The organism is Bacteroides hominis, from assembly GCF_033042785.2.
In the GTDB taxonomy this organism is placed as follows: Bacteria; Bacteroidota; Bacteroidia; order Bacteroidales; family Bacteroidaceae; genus Bacteroides; species Bacteroides hominis.
In genome coordinates this window covers 2,361,230-2,387,340 of record NZ_CP178829.1, presented here as the reverse complement: position 1 = coordinate 2,387,340, position 26,111 = coordinate 2,361,230, and the positions used below count along the sequence as shown (strand labels likewise).

The following is a 26,111-nucleotide window of genomic DNA, read 5'->3' as shown; positions in this document are numbered from 1 at the left end:
TTAAAATGGAGTAGTTTTATTAAAAGTGGGAACCCTATAGTAAGGTAGTCATGGGGGAAAGAAAAACACTACCTTCTGCACATCACGTGAGTAGGTGACCGGATTTGTGACGCTCCTGAACGCCTTAAATCCCTCCCTGTTGTCGTAGAGGATACTAACAAAACAATAGTAATGAGATGTTCACATCGTTTATCGGTGAGCAACAGGACATCAAGAAAGGCGACTCACATGAAAAATCAATCTGATCTACATTATAACGAGACAATATTCAGTTTGTTTCCCCAATATGGTTTTTATTAAGAAAAAGATAGATTGGCAAGGGCATTTACCGGAATATGAATAAACAATAAATATGAGCAGACAATAATTTCTTTAACCATACTTGGGATTAGACCGTTTCTCACTTGTCGACTCTCTATGACGAATTGCTCAGAAGTCAAATGTAAAGTGTTTATTTTAAAAGACAAAATAAAGTACCCGGACAAATAACAGCAGTTTAAATGCCGATAGGCAGCTACCTATCAACGACTTACGTTGAGAACGTAACAAATAACCCGGACAATCCGGATATTCTTAACAAAAAATCCCCCTGAACTTACCGGTTCAGAGGGACGTTTCTGTCATAAAGTGGAGCTGGAGGGATTCGAACCCTCGTCCAAACGAGGAAATCATAAGCTTTCTACATGCTTATCTTTGCCTAAGTTTTTCGTGCAGGAGCAGAACCAAAGCCATCAATTCCTGCCTTATCCTCTAAATTTTCATCCGAAGCGCAAGGCCACTTCTGACTATCCCCGATGTAACTGCACCACTGAACCGGAATGCTTCGGAGCAACAGCTTCCGAGTGATGTCTCGTCCTGGCACCTGGTGCCTGGATTAAGCTAATCTACTATGATTCGATTAAGCAGCAAGAGCGTAATTAGTTTCGCCAGATAAAATTTTGATAACTGAGATTAAAGTGCAAATCACCGACGCACTGCATGCTTACCCACCATTTCTGCCCGCTGTCAAAACCAGTCAACCCCTTTTGAGATGAGGAAGTGGTAACCACTTATGTGGCTGCAAAGATAGGGAATATTCATCATAAAGAAAGAAAAAGAGGATGGATTTTAGATATTTTATTCATTCCGGAAAGAAACACAGAAGATTATACTAACTTTGTGTTTTCAGAATATAACAAAGGTAACCAACAAACCCTCAAAATAACATCTATTTATTATGGTCGAAAAAATCATTAGTATCTGTGCAGTCGGCATGCTTGTAGCCAGTTGTTCTCCAAAGAAGACAACCGCACAGCCGGCAGATCCAACAACAACTGACAACGAACTGACTATGCTGGTAGGAACATATACTTCCGGCGACAGTAAAGGCATTTACACTTTCCGGTTCAACGAAGAAACCGGAGAATCGGTACCACTCAGTGATACAGAAGTTGCTAACCCATCATACCTCGTTCCGTCGGACGACGGAAAATTCGTTTATTCCGTCAATGAATTCAGCAAAGACCAGGCATCTGTGAGCGCCTTTGCTTTCGATAAAACCAAAGGAACGCTTCGCTTATTGAATACTCAGAAAACAATGGGGGCCGATCCGTGCTACCTGATCACCAACGGAAAGAATGTTATCACTGCCAACTATAGCGGAGGGAGTATCACTGTCTTTCCCATCGGAAAAGACGGTTCTCTGCTACCCGCCTCCGATGTAATCGAATTTAAAGGTTCCGGACCGGATAAAGAACGACAGACAATGCCTCATCTGCACTGCGTACGTATCACTCCGGATGGCAAATATTTACTCGCCGATGACTTAGGTACCGATCAGATACATAAATTCAATCTCAATCCGAATGCCAATGCCGATAACAAAGAGAAACTCCTGACAAAGGGTAATCCGGAAGCTTTTAAGGTTGCTCCGGGTTCCGGTCCCCGACATCTGATATTCAGTCCGGACAGCAAGTTTGCTTACCTTATTAACGAAATAGGAGGGACGGTAATAGCTTTCCGGTATACCGACGGAATGCTGGATGAAATTCAAACCATTGCAGCCGATACTGTAAATGCGCAAGGCAGTGGCGATATCCACATCAGTCCGGACGGAAAATATCTCTATGCCAGCAACCGCCTGAAAGCAGACGGAATTGCCATCTTCAAAGTCGACAAGACCAATGGTACCCTGACCAAGATAGGTTATCAGTTAACGGGAATCCATCCGCGTAACTTCATCATTACCCCCAACGGCAAATATTTGCTGGTAGCGTGCCGCGACACCAATACCATTCAGATATTTGAAAGGAACCAGACTACCGGACTATTGACCGACATCAAGAAAGATATAAAAGTAGACAAACCTGTTTGCCTGAAATTTGTAGACTAACAGAACAGGAACTTTAAGGAGAAACAGACAGTTTTACCTTGAAAAGACGAAAAGGAAGACGTTTTTTATTATTTTTGCATCACTTTTATTAACCCAAAGAGATTTCACAAATATGAAAAGACACGTCTTCCTTTTGGTAACCTTGTTTACCATGGGTACCATTACGGCCCAACAGCAACCCATTATTTCCCCAAACGACTCTATTTCTTCTGTAGTCCAACGCATCACCGGAAAAGAAAACAAAGGATTCTCCGTTCACATGAACCTGCAACTCTACACCTCATGTGCTGCTTCTTTTACCGAGAATGAATTAGAGGAGGTCGCTTTCAAACTTAATCGGTTCAAATTAGAAATTGTAGGAAATATCAACCAAAAGTTCTCTTACCATTTCCGTCAGTCTTTTAATAAATACAGCAATCCCTTTGTACTGGACAACCTGTCTTCTTCCGTAGAGTATGCTTATCTGACCTATCACCTCTCCGACCGCTTTTCCATCACCGCCGGAAAACAGTTCCTCATGCTGGGTGGCTACGAATACTATGTCAACCCGATTAAAGTGCGTGAGTTCAGTGAATTTAATAATTATGTCAACTGCTTTCTGGCAGGTGTATCTGCCACCTGGAATGTAACCCCTACTCAGGAATTGAACTTCCAGATAGTAAACAACCGTAATGGTGGGGATGAAGATACCTATCTCCACGGGCTACCGGCAAATGTAGAAGCTACCAAAGTTCCCCTGATCTCAACTATCAACTGGAACAGTTACTATCTGGATAAAGCCATCCAGTTAAGATATGCCGCTTCATGGGGACAGCAGGCCAAAGGAAGAAACATCCTGTATCTCACTGCCGGAAACGTCTATGAAAAAGGGCCATGGATCGCTTATGTAGATTTGATGTACTCCCGACAGGGGATCGACAACAAAGGCATTATCAGTGCCTTACCCCACACTGACCTGGAGAATCCACAAACGGCCCAATATACCGAATACTTCACTACCATTGCCAATGTGGACTACCGTCTCCATCCCAATTGGAATGTATACTTGAAAGGTATCTACGAAACCGGTAAGATTTATAAAACAAACGGAATCTTTGAGAAAGGCACCTATCGTCGTACCTGGTGCGGGCAAGCCTGCGTAGAATACTATCCGATGCGAAACAGCGAACTATTGATCTTCCTCCATTATCAGTACAAACGGAACGAACTCCTGAAAGCTGCCCGCCGTTTAGAAGCTATAGACCCGAATACACAGCGGATTTCGCTAGGCCTGGTATATTCCATTCCGGTTTTTTAATACCGGGCAGTTCATAAAGGAAAGGCGAAAGAGTTTTATACTTAGGGGGAACTTTTTCGCTTTTCAAAGCTTTCACAATAATCCCTTTCCCCTTCTTCGTACATTGCAGATAATCCTTGCGCAAAGTGCGTTTATCCATATCAAAAATAAGACCGGGATTAAAATGTTGCCCGTTAATCCGCGTTTCGAAATGCAGATGTTCCGTAGTAGCCCGCCCGGTACGTCCGGTCAGGGCAATAGCTTTTCCCGCTTTCACAGCATCTCCGCTTTTTACCAGATTCTTCACATTATGACTGTACACCGTTTCCAACCCATTGGGATGGCGAATCACAATCACATTGCCGTATGCACCATAAGGTTTTGCCATACGTACCACTCCGTCAAAAGCAGCGCGAATCGTATCACGGGCACAAGTTTTTATATCATCCCCACTATGTCCGCCACGGGTTCCATAACCGGAAATGACTTTACCTCCCGGCAAAGGAAAAGAGTAATTCCGAGACAGGGAATTCAGATTGAGCATGATGCAATTCTCTTTAGCAAAAAGTCCCGGTGTAGCCACCCGGACATGATTAACTTCCATATCCGAGAATTTGGTTTGTGCACTGCGTTGTGCACTCGTACACAACGAAAACAGAGATAAAATCAAAAAAGTGTGTATGTTCTTCATGGACGCTTGTTATTCAAAATAGGTGATCGTTCCTCCGTCCGATCCTGCATATCTTCGCAATAAAGTCTGTATCATCCCGGCAGCCTCCTGCAATCCTTCCTTCCCATTATAACCATTAACGATGGCTAATATATGAGTCGTTTCCAGATCCATCTTTGTCCGCTCATTATCACTGGTAGGTGTTCCTATTCCTCCCACGGCATCGCGGTATACCGGAAGTCCCTCTATGTTCAGTACTCCACGGCCAATACCTTCGAAAGGCTCTTCTTTTTTGCCTATCCCCAGCTCCAGATTGGTGCCCGCTATCTTATCCGCATCAAAACCACCTATCGAATGCCCGGTCCGGAGAGAAACCAGATTGATCAAATCGACCAGAGTATCAATCTGATACAAGGCAATTCCCCGCATTAGCCTGCGACGTAATGCTTCGGCCGATGGGCGATATCTTCCGGGGTCTTTTCCACACCGTTTGTAAGCCTCACGTGTGGCAGCTATCACTGGTTGTTTTTTAATATCTTCCAACTGGGTTGTTGTAGTGAGCTTTTCTGTAAAAGATTGAATCTCCTCCCAAAGTCCTTCACAATAAGAAGTGTTTTTCACTTCAGCATATACAGCAGCTCCTGCAAAAACAGGACATGCTTCTTTTAACTCTTTCGATATAGTAATGGTATACATAATAAATCAAAATTTTGTCCATCAGCAGTTTATCATAATACCCGATAGAATACGTCCGGACTTTATGCCTAATCTTCTCGCTGAAAAGAAATCTTCATAATGGATGTAAGTACAGATATCCGCTACTTCAATCTGAACTCCCGGCACACCAAAGTCTAATAGTTGCTGCCGGTTTGCCTCCCATAAGTCAATATGGTACTTATGGGTAACCGAATGTCGGAAAGAGATACGCGACATATCAAAACCATTCAAACGAAAAGCTTCATAAACTTCGTCCCCTACTTCGAATGATTGAATAGAAATACCCGGGCCGATACATGCAATCACATCCCGTCCCTCCGTACCAAATGCCGCCCGCATTTTCTCAAGCGTGTGTCCCACGATATACCCCACAGTTCCCCGCCATCCAGCATGTACGGCTGCTACACCCCCATGTACTTTATCATATAGCAGTACCGGAATACAATCTGCCGTTGAAATACCGATACAACAACCCGGTTCACTGGTAATCAATGCATCTATCCCGTCCAGCATTTCCTGTTGACATTCTATAGAAGTCTCCAGAAAATCCTTATTAATCAGAAGCACTTTTGTTCCATGCGTCTGGAAAGGGAGGATCAGATGTTTCGGTACTTGCGGTAGCGATTGAAACAATAAAAGCTGATTCTTTTTTACTTTTTCAAATTCATCCCCCGAGTAAGGAGAACAATTAAAAGAAGCATACGCTCCCTCACTATAACCTCCATGTCGGGTCGTCACAAAATGAGAAATGTTGGGGTATGCGCCCAACAGCCCATACCCCAACATTTTCTTATCGTCGGTGAGTGAAATCATTTATCTTCCCAATCTTCTTCTTCGTATTCGTAATCCAGATCATCTTCATCACTATCGTCCTCATACTCATAGTCGAGTTCTTCATCCTCTCCCATGTCTTTGAGTTCCTGTTGCAGTCTGCTGACATCCTTCGGACGATGCACAATAGCCTCTATTTTATTGCTCTCTTTATTCAGTTCCGTCCACAGAATATCCTTCAATACTGAGATACCCAGACCGGATACGGACGAAATGAACACATGAGGGATTCCCTCAGGCAATGTCGGCTCTATTTCATCCATCAACTCCTGATCGAGCATATCACTTTTGGTGACTGCGAGTACCCGTTGCTTATCCAGCATTTCCGGATTAAACGTTTTCAGCTCGTTTAGCAGCACTTCATAATCTTTACGGATATCGTCACTATCTGCCGGTATCATAAACAGTAATAAAGAGTTACGTTCAATGTGACGTAAGAATCGTAATCCAAGCCCTTTACCCTCACTGGCTCCCTCGATAATTCCCGGAATATCTGCCATCACGAACGACTGTCCGTCACGGTAAGACACAATACCCAGGTTAGGCTCCAAAGTAGTAAACGGATAATCAGCTATTTTGGGTTTTGCCGCAGAAATAGCCGACAATAACGTAGACTTTCCGGCATTCGGAAAACCAACCAGACCTACATCTGCCAACAGCTTCAATTCAAGGATCACTGTCATTTCTTGCATCGGTTCACCCGGCTGGGCAAAACGGGGAGCCTGACGGGTAGCTGTCTTGAAATGCCAGTTTCCCAATCCGCCTCGGCCACCCTTCAGGAGAATGACTTCCTGTCCATGTTCCGTAACATCACATACATATTCTCCCGTTTCGGCATTGTAAACTACCGTACCACAGGGGACTTCAATAATCTTATCTGCGCCGTCTTTACCAAAACTGCGGTTCTTGCTCCCCGATTCTCCATGACCGGCCATAGCATGACGGTCATACCTCAGGTGAAGCAATGTCCAGTAGTTCCGGTTACCACGCAGGATAACATGGCCTCCTCTACCACCATCTCCTCCATCGGGACCACCGTTAGGAGTATATTTTTCTCGCCTCATGTGCGTAGAGCCTCTTCCACCCTTACCCGAGCGGCAGTATATCTTTACGTAATCAACAAAATTCGATTCAGCCATAATCAATAAATTTTCAATGTGATCATGTGCCGACATACCCATAATCCATGCTATCATCTTAATGAGCACATCGGCACATATATAATTATAATGTATCTACCGCTTTACAAATATCTTCGAAGATACCTTCCATGGTTCCAAGACCATTGATATGCTGGTATTTGCCTTCGCCTTTATAATATTCTTTCAACGGTGAAGTCTGTGTATTATATACAACCAGACGCTTTTTGATAGTCTCTTCATTATCATCAGCCCGACCTGATTCCTGACCACGCTTAATCAGACGAGTCATCAACTCTTCTTCCGGAACATCCAGATCCAGCATCACAGAGATATCCTGTCCACGTTCTTTCAACATCACTTTCAACGCCTCAGCTTGCGGAATAGTTCTTGGGAAACCATCAAAAATAACCCCTTTACTATCCTTAAAGCTATCGAATACGCTTGCCAGAATGTCTACCATCAATTCATCCGGAATCAACTGTCCCTGATCAATGTAGCCTTTAGCTGTTTTACCCAGCTCTGTGCCGTTTTTAATTTCTGCACGCAATACATCTCCTGTTGAAATGTGGTTAATTCCGTATTTCTCTACAATACGTTCGCTTTGTGTTCCCTTTCCTGAACCGGGAGCACCGAAAATTACAATGTTCAGCATCTTGTTAATTTATAATTCTACATTTTACCATTACTGGTATACCTATTATTTATTTTATGTTAGTCTATAACTGTATAAATATCCGGATAATTACGCCCGAAACCGTCGTAATCGAGTCCGTATCCTACAATGAAATCATTGGGAATATTCATTGCGACATATTCAATATTCAGATCCACCTTAAGCTTATCCGGCTTTACCAGCAACGAAGCAATGTGGATTTCCTGTGGCCCGCGCGTTCCCAGTGTTTCCAGCAAACGCTGCATAGTCAGTCCCGTATCTACAATATCTTCTACGATAACAACAGTACGTCCCGCTATATCTTCATTGATACCGATCACTTCTTTAATAGTACCGGTAGACGATACTCCCTGATAAGAGGCTAACTTTACAAATGAAATTTCGCAGGGAATCGTTATATGTTTCAGCAAATCGGCAGTAAACATGAACGAACCATTCAACACACTGAGGAACAAAGGGTTCTTACCTGCCAGGTCACGATTAATTTCATTCGCCACGCGAATCACTTCTTTTTGAATCTCTTGTTCCTTGATAGAAACAGTGAATAGTTTATCTTTTATCTGAATGGTATTCATAACCGGTTATTTTAAAAAAGTTGGTTGCAAAAATACGATTTTTATTCCACTCCTTACACCATCTCCTGCAAATTCTTTAAGAGAAGCGGCAGAATCCCTCCGATATGCGAGGTGAGAAAAGCCATCCGGAAGCTGAACTAATTATTTCGATGGAATTAGTATTAATCGTCATCTGTCTTTTACCTATTTTTAGGTATTTCACACTCTTTAAGTACCCTATATCTTTGCTGCTCCAAAAACAAAGATTATGATAAGAACAAAATTTGCATTACTACTAACTTTTATAGGTGCACTCCCTTTAGCAGCACAGAATGTACGGCAAGAAAAGGATACAGTTTCTTATATGAATGATGATCCTTTCAACCTTGAACAAATTGTGGTTACAGCCACCCGAACTGAAAAAAAAACAAAAAATACACCGGTTATCACTCAGGTAATCACCGCAAAACAAATAGAAGAAAGGGGAACCGGTAACATCCAGGATCTCTTGACCCAGGAAGTACCCGGACTCAATTTTCAGGAAGTCGGTTATGGAACCAGTATCGACATACAGGGCTTGGGCTCCAAACATATCCTTTTCCTGATAGACGGTGAACGCATAGCAGGAGAAAACGGTGGCAACATTGACTATTCACGAATCAATCTTTATAATATCGACCATATCGAAATAGTCAAAGGGGCCTCTTCTGCCCTTTACGGCTCACAAGCTATGGGTGGAGTCATCAATATCATTACCCGTAAAGCCCAAAAGAAGTTTGAAGCCTCCGCAGGGATACGTTATGCGGGAAGAAACCAGCAAAATTATAAAGATACCCCCAAGGACCATTCACAATACAAGTACCGGACCCATTTAGATAAACCCAATCTGAACACCAATTTATCCCTTGGATTAAACTTAGGAAAATTCACGATGAACACCGATATACTTTATAAAAGTTTCGACGGGTATCAATTATATGACAAAAAGCCGTTGGTAAAATTCTTCCCGGCCTATAACACCACAATTACCGAAGAACTCAACACAACTCCCACCAGCATATCGGGATACGAAGACGTGCAAGTAACCCATAAAATGGATTATCGTTTCAGTAAACGACTGAAGGTCCAGTTAAAGGGAAGCTATTATATGCTAAACAAGTATGATTTTCAAGCAGATAACATTTTCGAAAAATCAGAAGACTATACTTATGGGGGCACAATAGACTATACGATTTCCGATAAATCGGCTCTGGTTGCTTCTATTCATGCCGACCATTACAATCGTTATGATAAATACGAATTGAAAAGCGGGCGTCGCCTTGAATATAAAAACAATATTATTCAGCCACGCGTCGTTTACACTACCACGGCATTGGACAAACAGACCATCACGGGCGGTTTGGAATTTTACAGAGAGTCATTGTTCAGTGATAAATTCGAAACCGGTGTAAAAGAGAACAAAAGCCAATGGTATGCTACCGCTTTCCTCCAGGACGATTGGAGTATCAACAAGCAATTCTCCGTTGTGGCGGGACTGCGATGTGACTATCATGAAAAATATGGTGCCAACGTCACTCCCAAAACTTCTGTCATGTATAAAGTATTCCCATTCACAGTCCGCTTCAATTATGCACGCGGATACCGTTCACCCAGCATTAAAGAACTCTATATGAATTGGGATCACCTGGGGATGTTCTGGATATATGGCAACAGTAAACTGAAACCTGAAACCAACAATTATATATCACTTTCAGGAGAGTACGTGAATAGTTGGATCAATATCAATACCAACATCTACAGTAACTGGTTCCGAAACAAAATAGAAGGAATGTGGAGTAATGACCAAACCGAACTCCATTATACTAATGTGGGGAAAAGTCATCTGGCAGGAGTTGAAACCATGTGCAAGGTACAGATAAACAGACACATCAATGTACACGGAGCTTACAATTACCTCTACACAAGCAAAGACGCTGACGGAGTCCGGTTAAGTTCTTCCAGTCCACATTCCGGCAACATCCGTGCCGAATACAATACACGTATCCCCCGTTATGCCACAGTTGTCAATCTGTCCGGCAATATCATGGGAAAAAAGAGATTCGACGTATTGGACGAACTCGAAATAGAGGGAAAGAAAGTAGAAGCCTACTATCAGGCTAAGGTGAACCCCTATTGTCTTTGGGATCTGACGGTGTCACAATACATCATGCAGAACCTGAGAATCACGGCAGGAATAACCAACCTGTTCGATTATACCTCAGACCGGGTAACTTTCAATACCTCTACCTCACCGGGAAGAAATTATTTTATCGCATGTAATTATACACTATAAATAAATTAAACTAAAACAAGTATGAACAACAAAAGCAAATTCAGATTCGCCATTCTATTATTTGGCGTACTATCAGCATTTATCAGCACCTCCTGCTCAGGTGACAATAACGGTTCTCTGCCCGACGATCCCTCACAGGGGGGAGGTGCTTTACCGGTAAAACAGGTAAGCCTGAGCCGGAAAACAGCATATGGGAACGACTGGATTTATTATTCACTTGAAAAAGGAAAAGAAGTAAACGTCAGTGAAGAAACCCATGCCGAAAATACAGATTGGGATATCGCATTCAACCGTTACAATGTGCGTACCAACAGCGGCGCGTCCGGTAAGGGAAAAGGCGGTGCTTTACTCACGAATATCAAAGATATGGCAGCCTGTACGACAGTTCCTCAAGGAACATTCACTGTCGATGCAGCCTATACCATTACCGCTCCCGGCACCGGATTTCCTCCTCCTACCATGGAGTCTACTGCCAACGAAGTACTTTGTAAAGCAATCACTTTTGCCGGCCCCCCTCCCACTTACACGCCAAGTGATTATGTATTTATCGTCCGCACAGCCAGTGGGAAATATGCAAAACTAAAAGCCAAAAGTTTTTATGATGACGAAGGCAATAGTGGCATTTATTCCTTTGAATACGCCATTCAGCCGAATGGCAGTACCAATTTAAACTAAGTAACAATCTCTAATGAAAAATTTCTGGAAGAAATACCATAAATGGGTAGGTCTGTTCTTTAGCTTCTTTATCCTGATGTTCTGTTTCTCAGGCATTGTACTCAATCACCGTACACTTTTTTCAAAAGTTGAAGTCAACAGAAACTGGATGCCGGAAAGCTATCACTACAGAAACTGGAATAATGGAATTATAAAAGGAACATTACGCCTTCCTGATGGGAAAATTCTGGCATATGGTAATGCAGGAGTCTGGCAAACAGACTCCTGTTTCATCACCTTTACCGATTTCAACCAAGGTCTGGTTCGGGGAATCGACAATCGCAAAATAAGTAATATCATCCGCCTTGCCAATAACGATATTTGGTGTGCCGGATTATACTCTGTCTATCTCCTGGACAAAAACAAATGGCAGGAGTATCCAATATCCGGAAACGAGGAACGAATCTCAGATATAACCCAACGCGGAGATACTCTGGTTGTGCTCACACGTTCTAATCTGTATACCAGTGTGTCTCCTTACCATCAATTCAGAAAAATAGAATTAAAAGCCCCCGAAAATTATTCACCGAAAACCTCCTTATTCCGTACCATCTGGCTCCTCCATAGCGGAGAGTTGTTCGGTACACCCGGCAAACTGGTAGTTGATTTTCTGGGAGTAGTATTAATCATTCTCAGTATAACGGGAATCATATATACTTTTCTTCCCTCATTCATTCGCCGAAGACACAGAAAAAGGCTCCCTGTCAAAACACAGGCAAAAGCCTTGAAAACTTCACTGAACTGGCACAATAAATTGGGTACATGGCTGATCGTACTGACCATATTGTTATCTGTTACGGGTATGTGTCTCCGACCGCCCTTAATGATACCTTTTGTTCTGGTGAACACGAACCCCATCCCCGGAACAACTCTTGATTCAGACAATCCGTGGCATGACAAACTCCGCAGTATCCGATGGGACGCATCAAAAAATGTCTGGTTATTGTCTTCGTCAACCGGTTTCTATCTTATAAACGACTTTACACTGCCACCGGTTAAATTAAAACGAACCCCACCGGTAAGTCCTATGGGAGTTAATGTGTTTTATCCGAAAAAACCGGACGAATGGTTAATCGGCTCTTTCAGCGGACTGTTTATCTGGAATCCATCTACAGGAAGTGTTCTCGATTATTATACAGGGCACCCCCCGGCAGCAACTTACGGGAGACCGCTCGGCGGCAGTCTCGTTAACGGATTCACCGACGATTTAATCACACGGGAGGTAATCTTCGAATACGACAATGGAGCACGCAATAAAGAGAATAATTTAGCATTGCCGGCAATGCCTGTTTTTATGCAACAGCAACCCATGTCATTATGGAATTTCTGCTTAGAACTCCATGTCGGTCGCTGCTATTCACCTCTCTTAGGTGTTTTCTCGGATCTATTCGTTTTTATCTCCGGACTTCTGCTAACGTTGATTCTCGTTTCAGGATATATCGTGTATAAAAGACACCATAGACGAAGTAAAAAAATAAGGATGCATTAATTGCATCCTTATTAAAACAGTTTATAGAAACCGGAAAAGTAAGTTATAGCTTATAGAAGGGATTATCAGACATATCCTCCAACTATGAAAGGATTAATAACGACCATATCCCCAATTATCATAAATATAATAATTATCTTTTAGGTAAAAGATGCAAGTGAAAATATTTGCTCATAAAAATAATATATATTCCACTCAGCAAGATGATACAACCCAATAAATACCAATAACCATAATCCCGGCAATATAAATACCCGATGATAATTACAAATTGCGCAATCATATACACCAACGATACTGCTACGTGCGGTATTCTCAATTCATTAGCCATAATCTGATATAAGTGTTTCCGGTGCGGCAGACCAATATTTTCGTGAAGCATCAATCGATGAATGATAGTCAACACACTATCTACTCCATATACAACAAGTAATACGAGCCAACTAAAATTCTCTGTTTTGATAATTAAACTTCCGATCAGAAAAAGGATCACAAAAGCTATACCGACCGACCCAACATCACCGGCGAAGCATCTCGCTTTCTTGCGAAAATTAAAAAAATTAAAGACCAATACTGCGCAAAGCATAGTATAAATAAAGTCCGTTTCAACAAATGGAACATATACCCTATTTATATAGGCCAATGCTATCAGAATGATCAATGAGTATCCGCCTGTTATGCCATTAATACCATCCATAAAGTTGTAAGCATTAATAATCCCAGTACAAATGATCAGGGCAACAAGGATTGTCCACCAAGGCAAGCTAAACAATCCCCATTGATAAAACATCAAAGCCATTGCCGTAAAATGAAAGACTAAACGCAATCCTTGCGAAGTAGAACGAATGTCATCTATAAAACTGATAAAAGTTATCAGACTCAAAGCCAGCATAAACCATGGATATTCAAAGTGGTTTGTGAGAAAATAGGCCAACACCCCAAAATAAAAGATGATCCCTCCCCCACGCAGTGTAATCCGGGTATGTGAACTACGTTCGTTAGGCTTATCGATAATGTTACACTTATCCGCAATACGGAAATAAAAAAGTTCTGCCAGGAATAGCAGAACTAAGATGATTAGATAGTACATAAATTATTTAGTTTCCTCAAATGAACGAATGGTCTTCATCAACCCCTCTTTGGCTGTCACAGGCATTTTATCAATCCCGAGAGCGGCTTTGATCTTAGCGTTACTTACTACATAATTCTCCGTCAGTTTACGAAGTCTTTCCGTATTCAAAGGTAAATGCAGCAGAGTACCCAAGCCGGCACATCCTTCCATAAGCCCTTTGTTCATCTTCCAGATATGCGGCTTTTTTCCCATTGCTTCACACATGATGCCAATCAGTTCATTCGTTGACAGAGCTTCATCATCTCCCATATGGTAGATGCCCGTAGGTACATCCTGATTCAAAAGCCCCTCAATCACATAACAAAGGTTATCGATTGAAGTAAACGAACGGCGATTATCAAAATCGCCAAGAGGCCAAGGGATTCCCTTCTTCACTACGTTATATAATAAATTTAAATTTCCCTTGTTTCCAGGGCCATGAATCATACAGGGACGAAGGATATATACCTGTTTATTCATAGCCGTCCTCCCCTTATCTTTCCCCAACCGCAAAGACTGATCCTCATCAATAGAAGCAGTTGGAAACATAAAATGCTCTTTTATATACTCTTCCGCCTTAATCTTGCTCTCCCCATAAGGACCAACCGGGGTCGGAATCACATCTTCAGTAAGTACGTCTCCCACTACGCTATCGGCAGCAGCTTTCACCGAACTAAAGAAAATGAATTTCTTGGCAGAAGACTCCAAAAAGAAATCGAATATCTTTTGAGTCAAACCGGTATTGATATCAAAATAAGACTGAGCAGCCGATTGGTTTTTAGTATCATGGGCCTTTCCGGCAAGATGAATAATGGCATCGAACTGGGGAAGAGTTTGAAAAGGGAAAGATGTGGGTTCAATATCTCTCCAAGAAAAAGTATTAACGACTCCATCTTTAGCAGGAAAAACAATATCAAGCCCATACAAAGTATGTTTATCTTTCAAAGCCCCAATAAAATTAGAGCCTATAAAACCATGAATTCCAGAAATAAGTATATTCATTTTTTTATAAAAATCAGTTCAAACACTTTTACTAAATATTTTAATAAAAGCAAGGGATAACAAGTCCATATTCCATTCTCCTTACATGCCCTTACTATCTCTTTATTCAATAAGATATTACTCTTAATAGAAGCTGTACTCACACCTCCTGTTCTCATTTTCATAAAATCCAAAGGCAAATATTTACTTTTTAACCGATGTACATATAAAAAACGAACAAGCAATTCATAATCAGCAGCTATTTTATAATTTGTTTTATAATAGCCAAACAGGTCAAAATATTTTCTATATGTAAAAAATGTTGGATGGGCAGGCATAAATCCGAATCGAAACAAGGATGGGACAAACCTTTTAGAAGAATAATAGCGAACTGTCCTATCCAAATTATCAGGGTTTACAAAACGTACATCTCCATAAATCGCCTCTGTTTCACCAACTTCAAACGATTGAGCAACTTTCTCTAAAACATCTTCTCTATGATAAAAATCATCCGAATTAATAATCCCGACAATATCCCCGGTAGACATTCGAATCCCTTTATTCATAGCATCATAGAGTCCCTTATCTTTCTCACTTATCCATTTCAAACGACCTTGAAATAGAGGTTCATATTCTTTAATAAGTGCAACGGTTTCATCATTAGACAAACCATCCACTATTATATATTCTATATCAGTATAAGACTGCGAAAGAACAGAATGAATCGTATCACGAAGCGTCTTAGCACTATTAAAAGTGACAGTAACAAGGGATATTTTCATAATTCAGAATAACATATCTTCTTGGTAGGTAGCAATGATCATTACACTAAAAGCTATTCTTCAATAATATAAACATATTTTTCATTACTCCAGGAATACGAGAAATTATAAACAATAAATTATATCCTTTACAATCTGAAAAATACATCTTAATATACATACCCCATAAATAAAATGTATTTTCACAAAGCTCCAATATAGATATCTTTTTTCTAGAAGCAGATCCTTTACGTATTCTCACCCAGTAAATTGACGCATTAGGACTTATCGTTAAATAAGAAACCTTATTTGTTAAGGATGTTATAAATAAAGCATCTTCTCCATTATTTATTCCAGTATTAAAACATCTATCAGAGATAATATCTTTATGAATTAGTTTGCCCCATGGAACTGATAATATGGAACGAAACCTATAAAATGAATATATATGAGTATTTTCTATAATGTTATTCAAATAATTATCAAGAAAAAATTTGGGACTTTTATCGCCGATGACAGTCAAAAATGATCGTACATTACAGATTGTTATACAGGATTTACTAGCATACTTTAATAAACCAGACAGATATTCTTGGGAAATAATATCATCGTCATCAATAAAACAGATGTACTCACCTTCTGCAATACTAAGACCTACATTTCTAGCATTAGATACCCCTTTATTCATTGAATACAAAATTCTAAAATTCAATCTATCACATTTGTCTACCAAAAATGATGATATTAAAGAATAATAAGGATCATAATCACCATTTAAAACTATAATTAGCTCAAAAAGAGACTTATCTAAAGACTGATTATATATAGAATACAAACAATCATAAATATAGTTTCCCGGATTATAGGTCGGCAAAATTATACTTACAGTATATTTAGACATCTTCTTTATATTGAATCAAGTAATCGGAAAAGCTAGAATATAAATGATACTTTTTTTTATCCAGCATCAAAAGTGAGCGAACCATATATAATTTATAGAGGCGAATAAGTTTATTTATAACTTTCTTCTTAGAAAAACCAAACTTATTGCATACGTATAAATATGACCTAAACCTCATTTTCAATTCTTCAAAAGTTTCCACACGTTCATGCATTGGGTGAATATAGCCAAGATTCCGATCATACTTAATTACATATTTTTTTAAACAGTATAATCGATAATGAATATCCATCTCTTCATTATACAAGAATATATTTTCATCAAAATACCCAATTTCATCTATTATTGATTTTTTAATAAAAAAACAAGCACCATGTATACAAAAAAGGTGAGATGAATACACATTTAACCAATGATATATCTTAAAATAAAGTAATCCTTTTATGGATGGAAAAATAGATAAAAAAGACTGTTTCCTCACTAATATAGACTCATATTGAGACATTCCCAATATACCTACATTTAAATTACTAAAATGGATAATAGCTTTTTCAAAAATAGGAAAAAACAAACTAACATCAGGATTCATAATTAATATTATAGGAGCTGTGGAGGCCTTTATACCTATATTATTACCTTGACCATATCCTCCATTCTGAGGATTACTTAATAATATCACTTTATTACCATATCGTCCGCAAATATCAGAAAACATCTGCAATTGATTCTGGCTATTATTATCCACAACAATGACCTCTATACAATCTTTAATATCATTATATTTAAAGACAGAATCTAAGCATCTAAATATAACATTTTCCGAATTGTAAGTGACAATAACAATCGATATTTTTTTTTCACCCATAAAGAACCCTATATATCAATAGAAAAGAAAAAGAAGTAGAAATAAAACTTAAAATAAAGACAGTAGATACTTTCTTGATTGAACTCATACATAAAAGAGTAAACAATAAAAAAGTTACAATAAAGAAAAAATCAGTTATCCTATATATCATTGAAATAGGGGCAAGAAAAGCACCAACTAATAACCCACAGAAGTAAATATTCAGTAATTTATAATAAGTTCTACTCTTATGAATTGGCCCTATAAGAAATAAAAGTCCCAAAACCAATTGAAAAATATATTTAAAAGACAGCTTATATTCTAATTCACTAAAAACATCCTCATAAAGAGAAAATTTACTAAATATTGTTCCAGAAAGCGTGCTCATTACTGTTAGACTACCAGTCACTAAACTCTCAACAAGAAGAACATTAATACGAGAAAAAAAAATTAAAGAACAAAAAAGCCAAACGAACAAATAGGTTCTACTAGACAATCTTACATTGAAAAATGAAACTATTATAATACAAAAGAACACGACCGATGACGTATGGAAAAAATAAGATATAAACAATACAAAAGCAAGAATAGCAAGATCGACTAATGAAATAGATTTTTTTAGAACAATGGCCAAAGCTTCTAAGTAAAGCCCCATAGCCAAAGCAGCTCTTATTGTAATAGCATTATAAAATATGCCATAGTAGGAGAAATATATAATTATCGAAAATAACAAAGGAAATTTAAGATTGATATTTTCGCAAAAAGCTCTATGAATAATTTTTCTAGTTGCATCAACTACTAAAATAGAATTAAGTAAAGCTATAGAAAAAAGATAAATTATCTTATTTCCTGAAAATAGCATTTTCAAAATATGAGTTAATAATTGAAAACCAATCTCATATGTATAATACAATACACTGGAGAAATCTCCTGGAGTAACAGTTTCATAAAAATTTAAATAACCACTTGTATCTGGGGTATTTCGACCTCTTATAGCTACACAAAAACACACTAAAAAAATATATATACTAATAAATATTTTTTCTATCTTAATCAAACGAAAGAATGACAAGAAAAGAAAAATATAAGAAACAACAAATAACAAAATAAAATTCAAAATAAATAAAAGATTTAAAAGGCTATATTAATTACAATTGAAACGCCCTTTTTAATTGTCCATAAGCTCTATCCCATGTAAATTCCTGTATCATTGTATATCCATTTCCTGCTAAATGTATTCTTAAATCATCATCCTCTATTAGTCTTATTACATTCATTGCCAACGCTTCATTATCTCCAACTGGAGATAATAATGAATTTTCTTCATGTTTACATATAACAGTATATCCTCCGATATCTGTACAAGCAATAGCACAGCCACACATCATAGCCTCAGGAGGAGTCAGACAAAAACCTTCGCTATAACTTGCGCCAATAAAAATAGCAGAATTATTATATATCTTATTAAGTAGTTCTCTATTAGGCTTTTGATAATATGTAAACCAATCTGGTAAATTCTTGGGTTTATCTGGAAAACCAAATAGATTAACATGAAGTTGTGGAATCCTATCCTTTACTCTGTTTAAAGCAGCAAAAGCGACATCACATCCTTTCAATTTACTAGTATGATAAAGCATAGAAACACAATATTTATCTTTGAACTCTATATCTTTTATCAAGCAAAAACACTTAAAATCAAAACCATTGTAAATCATAATAGCTTCTTGACCAACAGCTCTAACTTTATCCAACAGCCAAGGAGCAATAACAATCTTATTCATTTTGTATTTATATGACTCCCAAAGCCTATCCTCACATACAGCCCAAGTTTCATAACCTTGAATAAAATAATATTTTTGTGCTCTATCATTCGTATATTCATTTAAATATATAGCAGTTTCAACAGCTGTTGCAACATATACATCTGCATATGGAACATTCTTCTCTTTTAACGACCAAACATATTTCAATTGCACTCGCTTATCTAAAGGAAACCATGAATATGGCTCATATTTTTTAAATACGATATTTTTAATATAAAAAGCTAAAATACACAATTTATTAAAAAATGCATGTTTCTTAAACAATACTTGTGCTGGATAAACAATTGTCACATTATATCCATCTTGAACAAAACGATTAGCATATTCATATATAACTTTATATCCTCCAATCGGTACACTCCAAGCACCTGGAAACAAAAAAACGATGTGCTCTTTTGACATAATAATTATACTTTTTTAATATAAAATAAAAATTTAATTCTCGTAATTAAACTTCAATTTTTTGTTTTATATTTCTTATTATAATCACGATTCTTTTCAAGAGAGAAGGAAATATTACAATTTTTATTAGCATTTTTTCTTTAAAAGATAAACCACAAATACTTAAATGGCTAGGAGAATTAGCTAAATAATAAAGTTGTTTTGCTTTGGGGTTAAATACACATGCTAAATTTACAGCCAATGCAATATACAAATGATAGTTTATATACCGACATAGCATTTGGATTATGTCCTTATCGTCTGGATAAGTTGACACGATCAAAGCTGACAAAAAATATGCAACATCTAAAACACTATTTGCAGAAGATAATTGTCTTATGGAAGAGGCTCCTGTTCCATGTTTACGATACTTATAACCAACATATTCACAAAATGAAACCTTGTAATTAAACAGTAACATATTCTGAACAAAAACCAAATAATCCTCATTCATTCTAATGTCGTCCCGAGAATAAATATCATGAAAAGAAAATCTTTCACGCCTGAATAGTTTAGCACACAAACTTCCATTTCCCATCACTCTAAGGAATGATAATAATAAATCTCTCACAGAACAAACATCTTCCTTCTTAAACCATTGCTCAACTATTTCTCTATCATCGTAGTATAAAAAAATATTCGATACAACTAAATCACTTCTGCAATTATCGGAAGAATCCACTAAAGCTTGTAAAGTCAAAGGTTTAATTAAATCATCGGCATCTAAGAAAAAAAGATATTCACCAGCTGCCATATTGGCTCCAGTTTCTCTTGCCCGATTTTGCCCTTGATTTGACTGACAAATCAGCTTTATACGACTATGCAAGGAAGCATATTTAATTAATATATCTTTTGTTTGATCCTCACTCCCATCATCTACAAGAATCAATTCAAAGTTTCGATATGTTTGATCCAATACCGAGTCTATGGTTTTTGCAACATAGTTTTCTGCATTATATACAGGAACAATAACGGAAATCAAAGGGCTATAAGAACACATATAAAAATAAGTATAACAAAAAACAAACAAAGCTCAGGTCAATGATTGAGATAAAAAGGCAAAAGAATTCTTTCGTAATATTTCCAATTTTTCTCCAACGATATCATAGTTTATTATTTTTATCTGTTTATTATCAATCGCGTATTTCAATTCTTCAAATCCTAAAAACAATCTATCTTCTAATCCCAAAGATTGTAATAAAGAAGATATTCTCTCAAGACCACGTCCTTGATTAGCAATAACAAAAAATGTTTTTTTAAAAAGGATTGAAAATACCATTCCATGAAAGCTATCTGTAATCACAAGATTAGCAGACATAAAGTCTATCAACCATTCTTCTATAGATGGAACCATATAATCCTTCAAATGCAAAGAATAATATTTTATAAAATCTCTAAAATGTAAACGGCTATTTACTTTTTTCAAATTCAAGCCATACTCTTTTATAAGAATATCTACACACTTCTCTTTATTTTCATCAATATCTAGAATATATGAAATAGCCTGATTTTTATGTGATGGGGTATTTTTTATCAAATTCTGATAATCAGCTGCTGTTAATAATAAAGTGGGATCAATAACTTGCTTAGCCATTACTCCAAAGTTCTTAGCACAAATATTAATGCCAGAAAACTCACGAACAGATACAGCATCGAAACGTTGTAACAAATTAGCCAAAACAGTCTTTTTTTTAACTGTACATACGAATGAATCTATGCCAAATGAGGCTGCATAAGAAATTCTTTTTGTCGATTCTCCATTAACAAAATCCAAAAAATACCGTTCAATATCCTCTCCAACATAATCAAGTCTCCAAACTTGGTCACTACCAACAATAATAACATCGAAAGAATTTATATTATTCCACTGGATTGAACTCTTTATTTCTTTTGTTAAATTAATATGCTTTCTTGTAAATTTTCTAAAATTATATTGAGAAAAAGCTAATACAATCCTCTGCCTTAGCCCTCTATTAGAAAGACCCAATCGATGATTCAAGACCTTGGCATCATGCCCCATTCTCTGTAATATCGTTTGTAGGGCATACGCCTGAAGTAAATTACCATAATTATAGCCCAAAGGCAATGTTAATATTCCTATTTTTAAAACAATAGACATATATTTATAATCAAATTACACCTTAAACTCAAATTAGTTTTTCTTACATAAATGATATAATATACTTGCTAACCGGTATTTTATATTCTTTTTCTCAAGAGACACTGATATACATTTTTGTAAGCACTCTCCTTTGTACATTTTTGAATAAAAATATTTCATGTTGCGATGTGGAGTCACTGAAGCCAGCAGACTAGAGTTTTCCTGAAGTGCGTTTTCATATTTCTCCAACTTTCTATCTTGACAGAATTCTTCAAACCACGATTTAATTTCTTCCCTATTAATAAGTACTAAACTAACTCCTTTATCATCATCAAACGTAGGCAATATTTTATCTATCCCCCAAAAATCTCCTAATGTTATATCACTGCCACTTTTTCCACTTTTGAATTGACAACTATAGCATGAAGGTCGCAAATAGAGATTAGTTAAAAAGCCACGCATAAAAATATTTTCGTCAAGTGATTCTATTATTTTATTTTCATAAAAGGTCCCATCACGTAACGAAATAAAAAAAGAAAGAGAGAAACTAAACTTTTTCCATCCCAATAGTTTAGATCTAAATGAAATATTTTTAATACAAATATCTTTCTCACATACGGATATAGGAAATGTTTTATATTTTTTTATTTCATGATACTGCTGCAACTTTATTTCCTGTAAATATTTCCTCCAAACCAAAGGACTTGGTACGCCATGACAAATAAAATCAACAGTGAGTAAATTATCATATTTTTTCCTTAAATATTTTCTTAATCCCGCTATCTGACAAGGGGTACCTGTAAACAGAACCTTTCGTTTATTATCAAGGAAAAATTTTGCTTTTTCAAAAGCTACACCTATTTTACTTTGTACATACTTAGAACCCCGAAATAAAACAAGTTCATTTTCCCTTTCAGTATAATCATGTACAACCTCCCATTGTTCATTGAAACGAGCACCAAAAACCACCCCTCCTTCTCTCAATACTTGCTCAGCTATTAATGTAAAAATGCCTCCAGAAGAACTCTGAATACGAATCCTTTCATCTTTGTTTTTTGCTGCATATACATTTAATGGCTTTTTAGATTCGTTCTGGTTAATAATTGGACAAACCCTTTCACATAGATGACAATTAATGCAAACAGCCTCATCTACCCGAGGATACCAAAATCCACATTCATCCTCTTTCATTACTATACAACGTTGAGGACAAACTTGCGAACAAGCATCACAACCACAACAGTCTTTAGCTTCCTTTATATGAATCATTTTATAGTCTATCAATTAGCCAAATTATATACTTTTTTAGTAAACTATATCCGGGGATTCGATAACAAGTATAATCTACCACTTGAGAAAAAGAGAATGAATAATGAAAATCATTTTTTAATCTTCTTTTTAGGATATTCGCTTCTTCATTTTTTTTATATTTCAAACAAGTATCAAACTGTATAAGTAAATATTTAAGATGAATATTTTTAATATATGCCTCTTGTTTTTCTTCACATAAGAAAGTCATCGATTTTAAAGTCTGAACTAAAGTATTCTCATAAGACAAAAATTTACGACAAACATCTTCATAAGATTTATATTGACTTCGGGAGTGTGATTCTTTTCGACACAAAACATTATGTAGTTTTTCTTTTATTGTTAAACAACGATAATGGTACAATAAAGGAAGCATTAATTGCCAATTCTGCCCAGCATCTTTTTCTATATATATTTCCCTGTTTATTATACATTTATCTAAAACGACTGTTTTAACCATATAACCACCAGCCAAAAAGAAATAACCATTTCTTACATATAAACAATCTTCAAATAGATCTTCATTATAATGACTCATTATTTCAAATTCCCTAATAGTTTTTAATGTTTTATCATCTAAGTAATTAGGCAAGCATCGAACCATACCTACAGAGTCATCACTTCCCATCAATAAATCTACCATTTTAGATATAACATCATTTGTAGCATAAAAATCATCACTATCGGGCCATACCAAATAATCTCCCTTTATTTTCTTTAAGGCTCTATTGACAGCCACTGACTGCCCACTATTCTCCTGATATAAATAATGAAGGGAATACCCTTTATTATTAAATTTAGGGATATAGTTCATAATCACTTCTTTTGTATTATCTATAGAACCATCATCTACAGCATACATTTCGATAAAAGGGTAATTCTGAATTAATATAGAATCCAGTAGTCTATGTAAAAATCCACCAGAATTATAACAGGGAGTAATAATACTTACTAATTTATCCATTCTATTTAAACTTTTGCAATTTCATTTTAAAAAAAGATTGTTCTGATTTAGTCATAATAAAAAAATAAGTAATCAACAAAATGGAAACAGTAGACAATACTACTACAAAAATAAGACGCAACCACCCCTCATTAATCAGAAACATAAAAAAATAGATTGGGATAAGAATTGATAAAAAGATCAAAACACATTTACATACTACATGAATAAAAAAATATTTAAAAGAGAAAGACGGAATATATAAATGTAATGTCCAAACATTAGATAATAACCCACATATCACTGCAATTACATTATAGATATAAGCAGATTCAGGAGAGCCCCCCAATTTAAATGCAATATAAGAAATAGGAATAACAAGTATATAAAATGTACCATTAATTAAACTAGGACGCTTTATTCTCCCTGTTGCATGTATGGCACTGATAACAATTACAGATATATTTGCAAATAAATTAAATAAGAGTGTATATTGACATAATACAGCACTATATAAAGGTACCTCCTTTAACCATAATGACAACACAAAGTTCATTTCCAGTAAAAGAGGAATAGTAAAAATAAGCAGAAGCATAAAAGTATACACAGATGCTTTATTAACCAAATAAATAGTACGGGAATAATCCTTTATTGCATAGCTTTTTACTATTTGGGGACGAATTGCAGCAATAACATTATTAGCCAGTCCCATAACAGCAGATTGCACCTGTGTGGCTACACCACTAGCGGCATTTAATATAGTTCCAAAAAAAATATTTAGCAATATATTTACCCCTTGGGTACGAGCAATAACACTGGCATTTCCATATAAATCCCAACTTGAAAAACTAAGCATTGGATATATTTCTTTTTTATTAAAAGAAAAACTAAAATATGCTCCCCGTAAATTACGTACGCAATAAATACTATAGATTACAAATATTAATATTGTGACAATCAATAAAAGGACTCCATAAACAATTAATTTATCAGCTGGAATAATCACCAATAAAAATACTATTAATAATTTTAGGCATACATTTAATATCTCAACATAAGCATAAATATTCATTCTTTCATTAGCCATAATCAAGGCAGTATATGGTACTTGCAGTATAGTAATAAAACTACTAAATATCGTAATCTGATATATAATATTTGCTGCGAACATCCTATCAAAAGGAATGACTAACTTTGTTTGTAAGAACCATAAGCCAACAGTTTCTCCTAAAAGTAGTACACTTAATGCAATAATAAAATGTATAGTGATAGCCGAAGAAAAAACTTTCTGCAACTTCAAATAATTACCTTTTCCTAATTCAAAAGCTAAAAAACGAGAAGTTGCACCACTCATGGATGAATTCAAGAATGAAAACATTGAAATGACTCCTGCAACAACGTTATATATACCAAAATCTTCAATTCCCAATGTTTTTAATATAACTCTTGAAGTATATAATGCGACGCCCATATTAAAAAACATACGCACATAGAGCAGCAATGTATTTTTAGCTATACGCTTATTGTCATTCTGAGTTTTCACGATTTAATATATAATATTATTGAGATTTTATCTAAATCCAAAGAGATAATTCTCTTAAATAAAGATGATTACGATCCTTCTTTGAAAGTGAAATTTCATCTTCGCCTATTCTCCATTCGATTCCTAAATCCGGATCATTCCAAGCAATAGCTCCTTCTGCTTCCGGATGATAAAAGTTATCACACTTATACTGAAAAATCACTTCTTCGCTCAGTACACTAAAGCCATGTGCAAAGCCGCGTGGAATAAAGAACTGACAGTGGTTATCTTCTGTAAGCTCTACTGATACATGTTTTCCAAATGTAGGTGACCCTTTACGAATATCAACGGCTACATCAAGAACAGCCCCCTTAATTACCCGCACTAACTTGCTCTGAGCAAAAGGAGGTTTCTGAAAATGTAAACCACGAATAACACCATAGCTCGACTTAGATTCATTATCTTGTACAAAAGTAGTTTTACAGACTTTTTCTTCGAATTCTCTCTGATTGAAAGATTCAAAGAAATACCCACGATCATCTTTGAAGAGTCGTGGTTCAAGGATCACAAGTCCTTCAATAGCTGTTTTTATTATATTCATCGGGA

24 protein-coding genes and 1 other RNA gene are annotated in these 26,111 nt (G+C 36.8%); 5 read left to right on the top strand and 20 right to left on the bottom strand.

The window, feature by feature from the left end; genetic code table 11:
- Positions 1–625: 625 nt before the first annotated feature.
- Positions 626–1,023, bottom strand: a transfer-messenger RNA (tmRNA) gene (gene ssrA, locus R3O62_RS09925).
- Between the two features lie 193 nt (positions 1,024–1,216).
- Between ssrA and R3O62_RS09920 the strand changes: the two genes are divergently transcribed.
- Positions 1,217–2,371: a lactonase family protein gene (locus R3O62_RS09920; protein ID WP_234069652.1), complete on the top strand. Its 1,155-nt coding sequence runs from the start codon at positions 1,217–1,219 to the stop codon at positions 2,369–2,371.
- Positions 2,372–2,483: 112 nt separating this feature from the next.
- Complete coding sequence (locus R3O62_RS09915; protein WP_269110315.1) at positions 2,484–3,668, top strand: OprO/OprP family phosphate-selective porin; 1,185 nt, start codon at positions 2,484–2,486, stop codon at positions 3,666–3,668.
- Here the strand turns inward: R3O62_RS09915 and R3O62_RS09910 are convergent.
- From R3O62_RS09910 to hpt, 6 genes are all read right to left on the bottom strand, one after another.
- Positions 3,607–4,338: a M23 family metallopeptidase gene (locus R3O62_RS09910; RefSeq protein ID WP_005818730.1), complete on the bottom strand. Its 732-nt coding sequence runs from the start codon at positions 4,336–4,338 to the stop codon at positions 3,607–3,609. The genes R3O62_RS09915 and R3O62_RS09910 overlap by 62 nt on opposite strands.
- 9 nt (positions 4,339–4,347) lie before the next feature.
- Positions 4,348–5,013 carry a B3/4 domain-containing protein gene (locus tag R3O62_RS09905; protein ID WP_005809897.1) on the bottom strand — a complete coding sequence of 222 codons (666 nt, stop codon included), beginning with the start codon at positions 5,011–5,013 and terminating at the stop codon, positions 4,348–4,350.
- A 21-nt stretch (positions 5,014–5,034) separates the two neighbouring features.
- Positions 5,035–5,847 carry a peptidoglycan editing factor PgeF gene (gene pgeF / locus R3O62_RS09900; protein WP_005775860.1) on the bottom strand — a complete coding sequence of 271 codons (813 nt, stop codon included), beginning with the start codon at positions 5,845–5,847 and terminating at the stop codon, positions 5,035–5,037.
- Positions 5,844–7,004, bottom strand: a complete 1,161-nt coding sequence (gene obgE / locus R3O62_RS09895) for a GTPase ObgE (protein ID WP_032529872.1) — start codon at positions 7,002–7,004, stop codon at positions 5,844–5,846. Before obgE ends, pgeF begins: the two co-directional genes overlap by 4 nt.
- Before the next feature lie 85 nt (positions 7,005–7,089).
- Positions 7,090–7,659, bottom strand: coding sequence for an adenylate kinase (locus R3O62_RS09890; RefSeq protein ID WP_005809902.1), 570 nt, complete (start codon positions 7,657–7,659; stop codon positions 7,090–7,092).
- Positions 7,660–7,718: 59 nt separating this feature from the next.
- The gene (gene hpt / locus R3O62_RS09885; protein ID WP_005809904.1) at positions 7,719–8,255 is read right to left on the bottom strand and encodes a hypoxanthine phosphoribosyltransferase; all 537 of its coding nucleotides are present in this window, start codon (positions 8,253–8,255) and stop codon (positions 7,719–7,721) included.
- A gap of 247 nt (positions 8,256–8,502) precedes the next feature.
- Between hpt and R3O62_RS09880 the strand changes: the two genes are divergently transcribed.
- The 3 genes from R3O62_RS09880 to R3O62_RS09870 are packed head-to-tail and all read left to right on the top strand — an operon-like array spanning position 8,503 to position 12,769.
- The gene (locus R3O62_RS09880; RefSeq protein WP_269110316.1) at positions 8,503–10,566 is read left to right on the top strand and encodes a TonB-dependent receptor plug domain-containing protein; all 2,064 of its coding nucleotides are present in this window, start codon (positions 8,503–8,505) and stop codon (positions 10,564–10,566) included.
- A gap of 21 nt (positions 10,567–10,587) precedes the next feature.
- Positions 10,588–11,241: an HmuY family protein gene (locus R3O62_RS09875; protein ID WP_022011805.1), complete on the top strand. Its 654-nt coding sequence runs from the start codon at positions 10,588–10,590 to the stop codon at positions 11,239–11,241.
- A gap of 13 nt (positions 11,242–11,254) precedes the next feature.
- The gene (locus R3O62_RS09870) at positions 11,255–12,769 is read left to right on the top strand and encodes a PepSY domain-containing protein (RefSeq protein WP_269110317.1); all 1,515 of its coding nucleotides are present in this window, start codon (positions 11,255–11,257) and stop codon (positions 12,767–12,769) included.
- A 133-nt stretch (positions 12,770–12,902) separates the two neighbouring features.
- On the opposite strand, the gene R3O62_RS09865 is transcribed toward R3O62_RS09870, so the two are convergent.
- The 13 genes from R3O62_RS09865 to rfbC form a co-directional block, all read right to left on the bottom strand.
- Positions 12,903–13,859: an MraY family glycosyltransferase gene (locus R3O62_RS09865; RefSeq protein ID WP_269110318.1), complete on the bottom strand. Its 957-nt coding sequence runs from the start codon at positions 13,857–13,859 to the stop codon at positions 12,903–12,905.
- Positions 13,860–13,862: 3 nt separating this feature from the next.
- Complete coding sequence (locus R3O62_RS09860; RefSeq protein ID WP_234069659.1) at positions 13,863–14,882, bottom strand: NAD-dependent epimerase/dehydratase family protein; 1,020 nt, start codon at positions 14,880–14,882, stop codon at positions 13,863–13,865.
- Complete coding sequence (locus R3O62_RS09855; RefSeq protein ID WP_269110320.1) at positions 14,879–15,643, bottom strand: glycosyltransferase family 2 protein; 765 nt, start codon at positions 15,641–15,643, stop codon at positions 14,879–14,881. Before R3O62_RS09855 ends, R3O62_RS09860 begins: the two co-directional genes overlap by 4 nt.
- 46 nt (positions 15,644–15,689) lie before the next feature.
- A complete protein-coding gene (locus R3O62_RS09850; RefSeq protein WP_234069662.1) occupies positions 15,690–16,523 on the bottom strand; it encodes a glycosyltransferase family A protein in 834 nt (277 codons plus the stop codon).
- On the bottom strand, positions 16,516–17,388 hold the full coding sequence (locus tag R3O62_RS09845) for a glycosyltransferase family 2 protein (protein ID WP_234069664.1): 873 nt from the start codon (positions 17,386–17,388) through the stop codon (positions 16,516–16,518). Before R3O62_RS09845 ends, R3O62_RS09850 begins: the two co-directional genes overlap by 8 nt.
- Entirely contained in the window at positions 17,381–18,424 is a 1,044-nt protein-coding gene (locus R3O62_RS09840) for an EpsG family protein (protein WP_186993162.1), read from the bottom strand. Before R3O62_RS09840 ends, R3O62_RS09845 begins: the two co-directional genes overlap by 8 nt.
- 91 nt (positions 18,425–18,515) lie before the next feature.
- Entirely contained in the window at positions 18,516–19,592 is a 1,077-nt protein-coding gene (locus R3O62_RS09835; protein WP_186993163.1) for a glycosyltransferase family 4 protein, read from the bottom strand.
- Positions 19,593–19,638: 46 nt separating this feature from the next.
- Complete coding sequence (locus R3O62_RS09830) at positions 19,639–20,631, bottom strand: glycosyltransferase family 2 protein (protein ID WP_234231383.1); 993 nt, start codon at positions 20,629–20,631, stop codon at positions 19,639–19,641.
- A 33-nt stretch (positions 20,632–20,664) separates the two neighbouring features.
- Entirely contained in the window at positions 20,665–21,750 is a 1,086-nt protein-coding gene (locus tag R3O62_RS09825) for a polysaccharide pyruvyl transferase family protein (protein WP_269110322.1), read from the bottom strand.
- Between the two features lie 33 nt (positions 21,751–21,783).
- Positions 21,784–23,001: a Coenzyme F420 hydrogenase/dehydrogenase, beta subunit C-terminal domain gene (locus R3O62_RS09820; RefSeq protein WP_186993166.1), complete on the bottom strand. Its 1,218-nt coding sequence runs from the start codon at positions 22,999–23,001 to the stop codon at positions 21,784–21,786.
- A gap of 1 nt (position 23,002) precedes the next feature.
- Complete coding sequence (locus R3O62_RS09815; protein ID WP_317472909.1) at positions 23,003–24,004, bottom strand: glycosyltransferase family A protein; 1,002 nt, start codon at positions 24,002–24,004, stop codon at positions 23,003–23,005.
- Position 24,005: 1 nt separating this feature from the next.
- Complete coding sequence (locus R3O62_RS09810; RefSeq protein WP_186993168.1) at positions 24,006–25,526, bottom strand: polysaccharide biosynthesis protein; 1,521 nt, start codon at positions 25,524–25,526, stop codon at positions 24,006–24,008.
- A 31-nt stretch (positions 25,527–25,557) separates the two neighbouring features.
- Complete coding sequence (rfbC, locus tag R3O62_RS09805; protein ID WP_234069671.1) at positions 25,558–26,106, bottom strand: dTDP-4-dehydrorhamnose 3,5-epimerase; 549 nt, start codon at positions 26,104–26,106, stop codon at positions 25,558–25,560.
- Positions 26,107–26,111 lie beyond the last annotated feature (5 nt).

Excerpts from the sequence above, each read along its gene's own strand:
- R3O62_RS09920 (WP_234069652.1), top strand. The coding sequence starts at position 1,217 with ATGGTCGAAAAAATCATTAGTATCTGTGCAGTCGGCATGCTTGTAGCC.
- R3O62_RS09915 (WP_269110315.1), top strand. The coding sequence starts at position 2,484 with ATGAAAAGACACGTCTTCCTTTTGGTAACCTTGTTTACCATGGGTACC.
- R3O62_RS09910 (WP_005818730.1), bottom strand. The coding sequence starts at position 4,338 with ATGAAGAACATACACACTTTTTTGATTTTATCTCTGTTTTCGTTGTGT.
- R3O62_RS09905 (WP_005809897.1), bottom strand. The coding sequence starts at position 5,013 with ATGTATACCATTACTATATCGAAAGAGTTAAAAGAAGCATGTCCTGTT.
- pgeF (WP_005775860.1), bottom strand. The coding sequence starts at position 5,847 with ATGATTTCACTCACCGACGATAAGAAAATGTTGGGGTATGGGCTGTTG.
- obgE (WP_032529872.1), bottom strand. The coding sequence starts at position 7,004 with ATGGCTGAATCGAATTTTGTTGATTACGTAAAGATATACTGCCGCTCG.
- R3O62_RS09890 (WP_005809902.1), bottom strand. The coding sequence starts at position 7,659 with ATGCTGAACATTGTAATTTTCGGTGCTCCCGGTTCAGGAAAGGGAACA.
- hpt (WP_005809904.1), bottom strand. The coding sequence starts at position 8,255 with ATGAATACCATTCAGATAAAAGATAAACTATTCACTGTTTCTATCAAG.
- R3O62_RS09880 (WP_269110316.1), top strand. The coding sequence starts at position 8,503 with ATGATAAGAACAAAATTTGCATTACTACTAACTTTTATAGGTGCACTC.
- R3O62_RS09875 (WP_022011805.1), top strand. The coding sequence starts at position 10,588 with ATGAACAACAAAAGCAAATTCAGATTCGCCATTCTATTATTTGGCGTA.
- R3O62_RS09870 (WP_269110317.1), top strand. The coding sequence starts at position 11,255 with ATGAAAAATTTCTGGAAGAAATACCATAAATGGGTAGGTCTGTTCTTT.
- R3O62_RS09865 (WP_269110318.1), bottom strand. The coding sequence starts at position 13,859 with ATGTACTATCTAATCATCTTAGTTCTGCTATTCCTGGCAGAACTTTTT.
- R3O62_RS09860 (WP_234069659.1), bottom strand. The coding sequence starts at position 14,882 with ATGAATATACTTATTTCTGGAATTCATGGTTTTATAGGCTCTAATTTT.
- R3O62_RS09855 (WP_269110320.1), bottom strand. The coding sequence starts at position 15,643 with ATGAAAATATCCCTTGTTACTGTCACTTTTAATAGTGCTAAGACGCTT.
- R3O62_RS09850 (WP_234069662.1), bottom strand. The coding sequence starts at position 16,523 with ATGTCTAAATATACTGTAAGTATAATTTTGCCGACCTATAATCCGGGA.
- R3O62_RS09845 (WP_234069664.1), bottom strand. The coding sequence starts at position 17,388 with ATGGGTGAAAAAAAAATATCGATTGTTATTGTCACTTACAATTCGGAA.
- R3O62_RS09835 (WP_186993163.1), bottom strand. The coding sequence starts at position 19,592 with ATGTCAAAAGAGCACATCGTTTTTTTGTTTCCAGGTGCTTGGAGTGTA.
- R3O62_RS09830 (WP_234231383.1), bottom strand. The coding sequence starts at position 20,631 with ATGTGTTCTTATAGCCCTTTGATTTCCGTTATTGTTCCTGTATATAAT.
- R3O62_RS09825 (WP_269110322.1), bottom strand. The coding sequence starts at position 21,750 with ATGTCTATTGTTTTAAAAATAGGAATATTAACATTGCCTTTGGGCTAT.
- R3O62_RS09820 (WP_186993166.1), bottom strand. The coding sequence starts at position 23,001 with ATGATTCATATAAAGGAAGCTAAAGACTGTTGTGGTTGTGATGCTTGT.
- R3O62_RS09815 (WP_317472909.1), bottom strand. The coding sequence starts at position 24,004 with ATGGATAAATTAGTAAGTATTATTACTCCCTGTTATAATTCTGGTGGA.
- rfbC (WP_234069671.1), bottom strand. The coding sequence starts at position 26,106 with ATGAATATAATAAAAACAGCTATTGAAGGACTTGTGATCCTTGAACCA.